Raw genomic sequence first — 11244 nt, 5'->3', positions numbered from 1 at the left:
CGATACGGCTACCTGCGCCTGCACGCAATGTTGCGTCGGGAAGGTCTCGTGGTGAGCCTCAACAGGTCCTTGAGAGCCCTTTGCCGCCATTGCCGCTGCTTCACGTGCTTGCAGTCGCGGCAAGATGGTCCGGCCCAAAGCGGTCGCTCGAACGGCAGCTGCTGGCGGATCGCGACGGCGACCCCCTGCAGGTCGGGTGGGAATGGGACTTTCACTGCGAATGCAAACTACTTTACAACCCGTCGCGAAAGGGGACCTACGCACATCGACCACCAATAGGTAAAAATTCCGTCCTTCAAAATGTGGTTCTGGGTGCAGCTTTCCTTGACCAAAAAATCATTCTAGTCGCGTAATAAAACTTTCAAACTCCGCGTCCGAGATTGTTGCGCATTCGCTTGGGCCAGGAAATTGCTCCTCTTCAACAGATTTCCTGAACGCCGAAAGTGCAACTCGGCGTTGGTGTTTTATCTGTTCATATAGTGAATTGAGATCACCAAAGGCGCGTGCATGGCGAGGGCTTTCGGGTTGCTCGCCGCATATGTCATTTTGAAAAAGATAGATAATGTCTGCGCCGAGGCCCGACCCGAGCGAGGACGTTATCAGAGAAGTGCGGGTGGAAATCTCGGCCATAACACGATCACAGATAACTTCAGCCTCAACAGAAAAGGCCCCGGCATCTTCCATTGTGCGAAACGCGTTCCATAGCGCTATGGACTCGTTCGCAGTTTTGCCAACGGCACGCAGTCCACCGCGCCAAGTGGATTTGCGGGGAACCAGTCCAAGATGGCACATCACGGGAATGTCTTCACGCGCCAGAAGCTCGACGATGTGCGGCCCTCTTGCCGTGTAGATGCTGTCGTCACCATCCTTCATGGCTGCAAACGCGGCGGTCAACACGTCCCTTTCCGTTGCAAAGTCCGGCAGACCAAGTGCAGCGGTGAAGAACAATTCAGGCGCGCCTTGACGCACGGCGGACGTGTTGTGGGCATTGCCCATGATCAAATCAATTCCGCCATCTTTCGCCGCTGCTGCCTCTTCGGTTGTATTTGCAGTCGTCTGAACCAGCTTGCGGATACCCTTTAGCGCACGCAGGTCGGACGCGGTGTAGTTTCTAAGTGAGAACATCGCGTCCCAGTCATAGATCCGCTTCATGGCATCACCCGATATCGATGAAGACATCTCCGCCTTCGACCTTAACGGGGTAAGTTTTCAGGTTCACACAGACCGGTGAGCGCTTTGCCTCGCCGGTGCGATAATCGAATTGGCCGTTATGCATTGGGCATTCGATGAGGTGATCAATCACCAGACCGTCTTCCAGATGCACCTCTTCATGGGTGCACAGGCCGTCGGTGCAGTAAAATTCGTCCTCGGGGCTTCGGTAGATGGCAAAGGTACGATCGCTATTGTCATAACGGATATGGTCTTCGGTTTCGATGTCATCGCAAGCGCAGGCGCGGGTCCAGTTCGTCATAGGCTTTCCTGTATTCCGGGGATTGGGTCACTCGGCCGCTATGGCTGTTGGTCGAGTGTATTCTGGGCTTGGGTTCGCGGCCTCGGGCAGCAACGGCTTGCGGTCGACAAAGTAGAACGGATCGCGCCGCTGGATCAGAATGGCCGGGAGCATTTCGCGAAACGCAGCCAGTGTTCCCGGGTAGGCCGGAGGGCAATCGCCTTTTATTTCTTCGTGCAGAGCAGGCAGGTTGTAGAACGGCACCATGGGATACATGTGGTGTTCCACATGGTAGTTCATGTTCGAATACACAAAGCGGAAGAACCGGTTCATGTAGACGGTCCGCGAGTTCAATCGGTGATCGGGGACGTCTTCTGCCAGCCCGGCATGCTGCAGTGATGCCAGCAGGTGATGCAGCCACGAACCATAGAAAGTGGGACCGCCGATCAGCACAATGGGCAGCCATGATTGCAGCACCATTGCCAAAACAAATGTCATCGCGAGGATTGCGAGGTGAACACGCGACGCCCAAAAGGCTTTTGAACGGTCTGCTTCGATGAGGAAGGTTTTTTGATCTTTGGTCAATCGACCAGCCGCCAGCCAAAACATCTTTTTCAACTCGTTCCAGCCAGATTGCAGGTGCAGCATGTTCCACAGGATGTTGAGTGGATACGGAGGCCGGGGAAACGCAATCTCGGGGTCTTTTCCGACGATCACCGTGTCCGTGTGATGGCGTGTATGGCTCCACCGCCAAAGATAGGGGTTCTTCAGCGACATGAATGAGGCCAGTTGATAGGCTGCGGTGTTCAGCCAAGGCGTTTTGAACACGGTCCCATGGCAGCACTCGTGCCAACGGCTGTCGGCACAGGACCCGTAAAACACTCCGTAGAGGATGATAGACGGCACCGCCCACCATGTGCCCCAGGTCAGAACTACCAGAGCACCCGTTGCCAATACCAATCCCAGCCAGATCCCGTAATCGATCAGGGCCGGAACATCCCGGCGCTTCATCAATTCCTTCATCCGTTTCCGGGGGACTGGAGTGGAATACCACTGTTTAGGTGCAAAGCTTGGACCGCTGTCCCGGCCAGTCAGCGAATAATCCCGCCATGGAGGGGTATTGTCCTTGGTCACATCGGGTTCCTCTTTTGCATTGCTGTCGCAAAGCAGAGCCGAGGAGCGCCTGAATCGTCAAACCGGTAATGATATTTTCTATCATTACTCTCAGAATACGCTATAAAGTAGATGATATTTTCTATCATATAGGGCGCTATGGCCCGTGTCACACTCAAAGACGTCGCAGAAAAGGCGGGGGTAGGCGTCGCAACAGTAGACCGCGTTCTGAATGCGCGCGCGCCGGTTTCTGCGGCCACATCTGCGCGGGTTCTTTCAGCGGCAGATGCGTTGGGCTATCGTTCGGCAGGGTTGTTACGGCGTCGTATTGAGGAGATGGCGCCAGCAAAACGGCTGGGCTTTATTCTTCAAAAGGAAAGCAAGTGGTTTTATCGCGAGCTGGCGTTTGAATTGCAGCGACAGGCAGAGCAGTTGCGCGGTATCCGGGCAAATGTTGTGATCCGGTATGTGGAAAGCCTGTCGCCATCAGAGCTTGCAACCGCGATTGACGAAATGCGCGACAATGTAGACGCCATAGGCTTGGTTGCGATTGACCACCCGGAGGTCAACCGCGTGATTGCCAGCGTCAATGTCCCTGTCTTTGCATTGCTCTCACCGCTGTCTTCGCCCCACGTTACTGCCTATATCGGGATCGACAGTCGAAAGGCAGGGCGGACGGCAGGTTGGGCAATGGCGCGTCTTGATCGAACCGAAGGCGCGGTTGGCATCCTGATCGGGTCACACAGGTATCTGGGGCACGAAGCGCTTGAGAGCGGGTTCAGAAGCTACATGCGCGAATTTGCGCCGCGAAAACCCCTTCGAGACTCGGTGGTGTATCTGGATGACGCCGCGGTCGCATATGAAGCGACGGCAGAACTGCTGCGGGCCAACAAAGACCTCTCGGGCATCTATCATTGCGGGGGCGGGGTGACCGGAGCATTGAAAGCGCTGCGCGAAGCAGGGCGTTCGCGGAAAATTGTCTACATCTGCCATGAACGGACACCGGTCACCGAAGCTGCGCTTGCCGATGGCAGTATCGATTTGGTGATTAACAACCCGCTGGATCAGGTTGCTGATCGCGTGACGCAGATGATGTCTCGGTGTCTGACTGGAAAACCAATTCAAGAACAGGTTGGAACGATTGCGTTCGATCTCTGCACATCTGAAAACTTGTGAGCATCAGCCGAAGGTGGCGCCGTTGATGTTTTCACGGGTGATGACTTCAACCGGAACGACCTCTGCCTGATAGGAGCGGTTTTCCAGTGTCGCGATGAGGGTCTGAACGGCTTGTTCGGCGATCCGTTGCATATTCTGATGGATGACAAGATCCATTGATCCGTCCAGCAGATAGTTTCGCGTTTTCGGCGTAAGGTTGTGGCCGATCAGCATGATTTCTCCGGTCAAATCGCGATCAACCAGAGCCGCCACAATGCCTTCGTTACCGCCTCCGACGTTGTAAATACCCAATAGACCAGGGTGTTCGTCCAGCATCTGACCTACAACCATGCGGTTTTCGTGAACGTCATCATGGCCAATATAGGTGCCCACGACTCGGAGATGGTTGAAATCCCTTCGCAAGGCCGATCTAAATCCCATCTCGCGATCCGAATGGTTGCGATACAGTTGCTCACCGGAAATCACGCCGACGGTCCCGGATTGTCGCAGCATCCGACCCATAAAATATGCCGCTGTTCGTCCTGCGGCCATGTTGTCCGTCCCGACAAACTGGCCCAACACCGGGCTGATCAGATCGGATACGACTGGTATGCACGGAATGCCCAACCCATGCAGCTCTTCGACAGCGTCACGAACCCGCGGATCATCCAAGGCCTGAAAACCCACTGCATCAATACCCTGACCGGCGCAGGCTCTTAGTTTCCGGGCCAACACGGATGGTTCCAGTTTCGTCGAAAACACGCATTCGACGGTGGCGCGGCCATTGGTGAAGACGTTCTGAAAACAATCGCCCAGAAATTCTGTCGACGGTCCGGCTTCTTCTGGCAAGAAGATCTTAAGTCGCCAGGGTCGCGAAGGCTGGTCCAATTGAGCGCCGGATTCGATCGCATGCTTGGCCTGTAATACGCGCTGGCGAGTCTCGGGCTTGACGTTTGATCTGTTGTTCAAAACCCGGTCAACCGTTGCGGTGCCTACCCCTGCAATCTTGGCAATCTCGGATACACGCGCCTTCTTTGGGATAATTGTAACTTCATCGCTCATTGGCATGAATTAACATCATTTAAAATCAAATACACCCTCAAATAGGGCAGAAAAAACATCAAAAAACATCAATCCCGTCATCTGATGCGGTTTTTCTTGCCAGCTAATTGTGAGGGAGCTTATCCCAACGTCATGCAACGGGATCGAGTCCCGTTCAGGGAGGATAACATGACCTACACAGCTAAATTGCTGGCCGGCGTTACCGGCCTAATAATGACGGCCAGTACAGCACTGGCGGCGGACTTCACCTTCAAATATGGCAACGAGCAGCCAGAAACCTCAATCCGTTCGCAGTCAATGGACTGGTTCAAGACCGAGCTTGAAAAACGTACGGACGGTCGCATCGAAGTCGAAAATTTCTTTGGCGCAGCTCTCGGAAACGAGCGCGAAATGATGGACCAGGTGACGGCCGGTTTGCTGCAAGGCACGCGCGGCGGTTTCTTTGCTGACGCGTCCGGAGCATTCAACCTGTACCAGTTGCCTTTCCTTGTCGCGAACTGGGATGAGATGGAATGTCTGGTGGGCTCGGACTTCACCAAGGGCGTTCAGGCCCGTGCTGAGGCGAACGGGTATCACATTCCCGCCACTGGTATTAGCCAAGGATTCCGAGCCTATACCAACAACGTGCAGCCCATAACCTCGGTTGACGATCTGCAAGGTCTGCGCATTCGTGAGCCTCAATCTGATCTGATGATTGCCACTGGCACGGCAATCGGGTCAGTCCCTGTCGCGATGCCGTTTTCCGAAGCCTATCAGGCGTTTAAGCAGGGTGTAATTGACGGACAGCACAACCCGCCTCAGAACATCTGGGATTTCAATATTCACGAAGTGCAAAAGTATCTGACGCTGTCGAACCACATGACGGGTCCCGACCCACTGATTGTCAACAAGGCTTGGTACGACGGCTTGCCCGAAGACCTGCAGGCCACCTTTGACGAGGTCGCCGTCGAAGCGATGGCGATGTCGGACAAGCTGTACCGCGATGCTGAAACAAACATTGTCGGCGAGCTGGGCAAGCACATGGAGATCAACGAACTGACGCCAGAAGCCCTGGCTGGGTTCCAAGAGGCCGTCGCACCAGTTTATCAACAGATGATAGACGCGGGTCATTTCACGATGGATGACATCGACGCGGCCCGTGCGGCGGCGGCATCCTGCGGCTGATCTGACACGACATTTCCCGGCGCAGTCATCCTGCGCCGGGACACAATTCTTACCGGACCCTGGCTATGGACACGCTTTCTGCTATCGACCGCGTACTGACGCGCATCATCGAAGCGCTGATGGTCGTGCTGTTCGGAGTGTTTCTGGTGATTGTCGTCACCAAAGTCCTGATGCGCCCCTTTGACATGGCGATTTATGGTGTCGACGAACAGGTCAAGATTGCGTTTCTGTGCACTTCGGCCTTAGGTGGTGCCGTTGCGATTACGAAGCGCGAGCATATCGCGATCACGTTCTTCATCGACATGATGCCCTATTACGTCAAAATGGCCTTCTATGTGGCAGGGCTTGTCCTTGTCGGAGCGATGAATGCGGCGCTGGTCTGGCTTTCCATCGATTGGATCGCGGGGCCGGGAAAAAACATGTGGCAACCCTTCGGGATGCCTCAGGCCTTTGTGTTTATCATCGTACCGATTTCCTGCTCGATCGCTGTTTTCTACTGCTTCGTTCGTGTGGTTCTGACCCTCGGTGGCCGGGATTCCATCGACGTTCTCTGGATGCCGGAGGACTGACATGCTGATCCTGTTCGCCACGCTTGGAATACTATTGGTTTGCGGAGTTCCCATTGCCTATTCTCTTGGGTTGGCCTCACTGGCGTATTTTCTGATCGAGGCTCCTGCGGCGACCGGGTTCGTCGTGCAGCGCTTCTTTTCTGGTATCAATAATTACCCGCTGGTCTCACTGCCCTTTTTCATCTTGATGGGCCTGGTGATGAACTCCGGAGGCATCACAAGACGCCTGCTAGACCTGTCCATGTTCTTCGTCGGTCGCCTCAAGGGCGGGCTGGGATTGGTGAACGTCGTGGGCTCGATGATCTTTGGCGGGATCTCTGGTTCCTCGGCTTCGGACACTGCGTCCATCGGTTCGGTGTTGATTCCTGAGATGGAAAAACGCGGATACCCCAAAAGCTTCGCTGCCGGGATCACGGTTGCCTCGTCCACAATGGGCATGATCATCCCACCCTCTGTTCCGATGATCATCTACGCTGTCGCCGCGGAGGAGAGTATCGGTCGCCTGTTTCTGGGCGGGATCATTCCCGGGGTCATGGTCGGCCTGCTACAACTGATCGTCGTGTGGTTGTTGGCCAAGAGGAACGATTACCCGACCGAAGACGTTCCGTTCACACTGGCTGAAGCCGGGCGACAGGCCCGCCGTTCCGCTGCTGTCGCTCTGATGCCAATATTGATCGTGGGCTCTGTAGTCTTCGGCTTTGTAACCCCGACCGAGACTGCCGGGGCCGCGGTGGTTTACGGTTTGATCATCGGTTTGTTCATTGTCGGATTTGGCGTTCTTAGAGAACTGCCCGGAGCCATGCGGCATGCCATCATCATGTCCGCCAAGATCATGATGATCATCGCATTCAGTCAGGTGTTCATCACCGTTCTGGCATTGGAGCGCGTTCCAAACCAGCTTGCCGACTTCGTCTCGGGCCTTGGTCTTGGCCCGGTCGCCTTCATGGTTCTGACGGCCATCCTGATCCTGATGGCGGGTACTTTCATCGACGTCAGCCCAGCGATCTTGCTGTTGACACCGGTTCTATTGCCCGTCGCCGAAAAGCTGGGCGTGTCGGGCGTTCATTTTGGCGTGGTGATGGTCTCGGGTCTGGCGGTTGGAGCGTGCACGCCGCCGGTAGGGAATTGCCTGAACGTCTGCGCTGCGATCTGTCGTCTGCCCATCGGAAAGATTTTCATCGGGGCTGCACCGTTCCTGCTGGCAAATGTGGTTGTGCTGATCCTAATCGCGATCTTCCCGCAACTGGTTATGTGGATCCCGGACGCGGTGATGGGGCCATAGCGACACAGAATTGGGCAGCGGGGTGTCTTCCGGACGTGCCCGGCCTTGGTAAGCCAAAGCCTGAAACCCCCCGCACACATCGACGCCCACAAAATTATGGGCGCCAAACCTCAACACCGGCCAGGCCGGGCGACACATTAGGAAGACAATTATGCAACGTGCAGGTGTCATAGGATTGGGAGACATGGGCAGTGGGCTGGCCAGGAACCTGACTAAAAACGGGTTCGAAACCACCGGTTTTGATCTGAGTGAGGCGCGTCTGAATGCTCTGGCTGAAATGGGCGGAACGCCTGCAGCCAGTGTGGCAGATGTGGGTGCCGATGCGGAAGCAGTTTATGTCATGGTTATGAGCGGCGATCAGGCCAAGGCTGTCGTTCTTGGTGAAAACGGTCTGGTCAGTCACATGGCGCAAGGCGGGGCCGTAATTCTGACAGCCACGATCAAACCGCGTGAGGCCCGCGAGATTGGCGAGGCAATGGCCGGTTCGGGCATCCACCTGATCGACAGCCCTGTCTCTGGCGGCTTTCCAGGCGCGCAGGGCGGCACCCTTACAATGATGGCTGCGGCGCCCGATGCCGTATTGGACGAATTCCAACCGGTGATGGAGGCGGTCTCGGCCACCATTCACCGTGTAGGTGACGCGCCTGGGCAAGGTCAAATCGTCAAAGCATGCTTGCAGACCCTGATTGGTTCGATCTTTTCTGCAACATTTGAGGCGTCGGTCCTGGCCGCAAAGGCGGGCGTGAAGGGCGAAAGCCTGTTCAAGGTCTTTTCGACCTCTGGCGCGGGATGCGGATGCACCAATACTGCGCTGGAGAACATTATCGACCGTAAATTCGAAAACACCGGGTCCGGCATCGGTACGATGCACAAAGACCTGACCATCTCGCTGGATCTGGCCGAAGAACTGGGCGTTCCGATGCATACCGCATCTTCGGCCATGCAGATATTCCATGCAGGCAAGGCCAAGTTTCCCGATGGCGACAATTGGGCGTGCACCCGCGTGATCGAAGACATTGTCGGCGCTGAGTTGCATCGCTGAGAAAGGACAAGAGCATGAAACTTGGCGTTATCTGTGATGGCATTAGCCGCGACCTGAAACACGCGGTCGATGTGATGGATGAGTTCGATCTCGAATATGCCGAACTGCAATTCGTCGGCGATACCGAGGTCGGCGATCACTCGGTTGACGAGATCCGGGAAATTGACGCTCTGCTGCGCGACCGCGGCAAGCCTGTTTCCTGCCTGTCGCGCCACATCTTTGCGGGGATGACCGGGGCAAACAAGCCGGGGGATGAACTACACAGCAAACATATGGATGCTCTGAAGCGCGTGATCGACATGGCGCATGTGGTCGGCAGCCCGTTGGTGCGCATCATGACCCCGAAAAAGGAGCAAATCCTTTGGGGTTATGGAGGTGCCGAAAAATGGAATGTCGCCAAAGGTGCGTGGGACGCGATGTTGCCGCTGATCGCACCCGCGATCGACGTCGCCAAGGACGGCGGAGTGACTTTGGTCGTCGAAACGGGCAACGGGACCATGGTGAACTCGAACTACACCGCCCGCAAACTGATCGATGATCTGGATGCCAAGGACACGTTGAAGGTTCTTTGGGACCCGGCCAACAATTGCTGGTGTCATGAGCAGGCATTCCCTGCCGGGTACGACCAAGTAAAAGATGGTTATCTTGGGCACATCCACATCAAGGATGTTCAGGTCGACACGCCACGCGCAACTTTGACGGTCAAACAAATGGGCGAGGGTCAACTGGCCGATCAGTTTCAGCCGATCGCTGATGCTCTGAGAGCGGACGCCTATGGTGGCGTTATGTCATTCGAGAGTGTCTACCATCCCGGAAACGGGAATTTTGAAGATGGTTTCCGCCAGTGCATTGACCACTTTAAGGAGCATTTTGGCTGAACCACTGGTAAGAACACAACGGCCAATCGATGTTTCTCCCAATACATCGCGCGGCCGAAACAAAGACCCGTCGTCAGGCGAGTCTGTTTTGGTTTTCAGGTGAAAACCGAACGACGGTCAAAAGATCTAACTCTGCGGGACGACTGAGGAGATTTCGCATTATTTGCTCGAAAAAAATTTTCTTTCGGCAATCGTGCCGCAGCACATCAATGGCAGCTTAGCCGAATTCTACGGCGACACATTGCCCGACAGCCCCGAGGCCGCGGCCACACCACGCCCCGGTACCGCCGTTGCCAAGGATCTGGCCTATTACCCCACGCCAGAGGCGGTCATTGACCAGGTTCTGGCGCGGTTGTCGCTGGACGGCACACCGCTGGTGCTGGAGCCGTCCTGCGGGTGCGGCCGCATCATGCAGGTGATCCGCAAGACGAACCCCGAGGCGCGGATTACCGGTGTGGAGTATCACGGGGGCGCACCGAGGAGGCGCGCGCCAAAGGGTTTCGGGTCCATCACGCGAACTTTCTGGATACGGCCCCCAACCCGATCTTTGATTATGTGATCATGAACCCGCCCTTTAATGGTCAACATTGGCGGAAACATCTGGATCACGCGCGCAAGTTCCTGAAACCGCATCCCGAGGGGCGGCGCTGGGGTGGTGGCACCCTGGTCTGCATTCTGCCCGCATCCGCGCTCTATGACGGCCATTTGTCCGATCTGGGGCTGTCATCAGCCAGAGACAGCGGTTGGCATGATTTGCCGGTGGCCAGCTTTTCAGAAAGCGGCACCAACATTCCGACGGGTTTTGCAATCCTCGGATCAGCCTGACGCGAGTACCGGCCTGCCTTCCGAAAGGAGGCGGGCCGGTGTTCATATCGGTCGGCGTTGCCCCTTTGGTGTCCCGGCCGAGCGGGGTAGGGACCCCGATCGGCCAGGACCGTGCGCTGCCCGCGCGGGGGCCGCTGGCGCGGCCCGGGCGAGGAGCCCGTGCCCTTGTACGGGCTCAGGGTAGCTGTAGGCAGCTCTCGGGCGCCAACCTGCAATTGGGGCGCGATGTGTGGTAGGATGGGCCTAAATTTATTGGTCCAAGAGTATTTAAAGAATGGATGCGAACACGCTCATTGCGTACCTCGCCGAAAACTGGACATGGGCGCTGGGTCTGGGGGCTTCGATGTTCGGCCTTACCGTCTACGCCGGACTGCTCAATCCTGCGCGCAAGGAAGACCTGGCCCTTTGGTTGATGGGCGCCCAGACCGAAGAGGGGTGGTCCAGGAGCTTCATATCCCTGTTCGATGCCGTCTTTGGCAGCAATCATTTCTCCATCCGGTGCTTCGTGAGATCGACCATTGCAACGCTGATCGCCGTGATCGTGATCTGGTTGCTCATGGGCAGTGTCGACGTCATCGGAGTACGGATGCAATCTGAACTGGCGCTGGGATCTGTGCTGGTGATCGGACTGATGATCAACGTGATTGCGGATTACGTCTCATTGCTGGAAACGCGCTGGCTGCTCGGAAACATGCCACGAAACA

Annotated in this window: 13 protein-coding genes and 1 pseudogene; 10 read left to right on the top strand and 4 right to left on the bottom strand. The window is 56.1% G+C overall.

Annotated features, from left to right (window positions below; translation table 11 throughout):
- Positions 1–336: 336 nt before the first annotated feature.
- Genes GOX53_RS27905 through GOX53_RS27895 form a run of 3 tightly spaced genes read right to left on the bottom strand, consistent with a single transcriptional unit; the run spans position 337 to position 2461 of the window.
- Entirely contained in the window at positions 337–1152 is an 816-nt protein-coding gene (locus GOX53_RS27905) for a 3-methyl-2-oxobutanoate hydroxymethyltransferase (RefSeq protein WP_171182148.1), read from the bottom strand.
- A 4-nt stretch (positions 1153–1156) separates the two neighbouring features.
- Positions 1157–1471 carry a MocE family 2Fe-2S type ferredoxin gene (locus tag GOX53_RS27900; RefSeq protein ID WP_171182147.1) on the bottom strand — a complete coding sequence of 105 codons (315 nt, stop codon included), beginning with the start codon at positions 1469–1471 and terminating at the stop codon, positions 1157–1159.
- Positions 1472–1498: 27 nt separating this feature from the next.
- Positions 1499–2461, bottom strand: a complete 963-nt coding sequence (locus GOX53_RS27895) for a fatty acid desaturase (protein WP_217351977.1) — start codon at positions 2459–2461, stop codon at positions 1499–1501.
- Between the two features lie 261 nt (positions 2462–2722).
- Between GOX53_RS27895 and GOX53_RS30425 the strand changes: the two are divergent.
- Positions 2723–2854, top strand: a pseudogene (locus GOX53_RS30425) (LacI family DNA-binding transcriptional regulator); the annotation flags it as partial.
- Positions 2855–3739, top strand: a complete 885-nt coding sequence (locus GOX53_RS27890; protein WP_254446843.1) for a substrate-binding domain-containing protein — start codon at positions 2855–2857, stop codon at positions 3737–3739. It begins immediately after the preceding pseudogene.
- Between the two features lie 3 nt (positions 3740–3742).
- On the opposite strand, the gene GOX53_RS27885 is transcribed toward GOX53_RS27890, so the two are convergent.
- Positions 3743–4780 (bottom strand): LacI family DNA-binding transcriptional regulator, encoded by a 1038-nt coding sequence (locus GOX53_RS27885; protein ID WP_171182144.1) that lies wholly within the window; start codon positions 4778–4780, stop codon positions 3743–3745.
- Positions 4781–4948: 168 nt separating this feature from the next.
- On the opposite strand from GOX53_RS27885, the gene GOX53_RS27880 reads away from it, so the two are divergent.
- The 8 genes from GOX53_RS27880 to GOX53_RS27850 all read left to right on the top strand — a co-directional run.
- Positions 4949–5944 carry a TRAP transporter substrate-binding protein gene (locus tag GOX53_RS27880; RefSeq protein WP_171182143.1) on the top strand — a complete coding sequence of 332 codons (996 nt, stop codon included), beginning with the start codon at positions 4949–4951 and terminating at the stop codon, positions 5942–5944.
- A 65-nt stretch (positions 5945–6009) separates the two neighbouring features.
- A complete protein-coding gene (locus tag GOX53_RS27875; protein WP_171182142.1) occupies positions 6010–6513 on the top strand; it encodes a TRAP transporter small permease in 504 nt (167 codons plus the stop codon).
- Between the two features lies 1 nt (position 6514).
- The gene (locus tag GOX53_RS27870) at positions 6515–7795 is read left to right on the top strand and encodes a TRAP transporter large permease (RefSeq protein WP_171182141.1); all 1281 of its coding nucleotides are present in this window, start codon (positions 6515–6517) and stop codon (positions 7793–7795) included.
- Positions 7796–7946: 151 nt separating this feature from the next.
- Positions 7947–8837 (top strand): NAD(P)-dependent oxidoreductase, encoded by an 891-nt coding sequence (locus GOX53_RS27865; protein ID WP_171182140.1) that lies wholly within the window; start codon positions 7947–7949, stop codon positions 8835–8837.
- A gap of 74 nt (positions 8838–8911) precedes the next feature.
- Positions 8912–9715 carry a sugar phosphate isomerase/epimerase gene (locus tag GOX53_RS27860; RefSeq protein ID WP_254446842.1) on the top strand — a complete coding sequence of 268 codons (804 nt, stop codon included), beginning with the start codon at positions 8912–8914 and terminating at the stop codon, positions 9713–9715.
- A gap of 163 nt (positions 9716–9878) precedes the next feature.
- Positions 9879–10274: a hypothetical protein gene (locus GOX53_RS30015; protein ID WP_254446841.1), complete on the top strand. Its 396-nt coding sequence runs from the start codon at positions 9879–9881 to the stop codon at positions 10272–10274.
- A 2-nt stretch (positions 10275–10276) separates the two neighbouring features.
- Positions 10277–10540, top strand: coding sequence for a hypothetical protein (locus GOX53_RS30010; protein WP_254446840.1), 264 nt, complete (start codon positions 10277–10279; stop codon positions 10538–10540).
- Positions 10541–10814: 274 nt separating this feature from the next.
- The coding region (locus tag GOX53_RS27850; protein ID WP_171182137.1) for a hypothetical protein at positions 10815–11244 on the top strand (430 nt) is incomplete at its 3' end.

Origin of the sequence: Ruegeria sp. HKCCD8929, assembly GCF_013031405.1 — a bacterium.
Taxonomy (GTDB): Bacteria; Pseudomonadota; Alphaproteobacteria; order Rhodobacterales; family Rhodobacteraceae; genus Ruegeria.
Note: the sequence above shows the minus strand (reverse complement) of the source record. Positions and strands in the feature narration are given on the sequence as shown.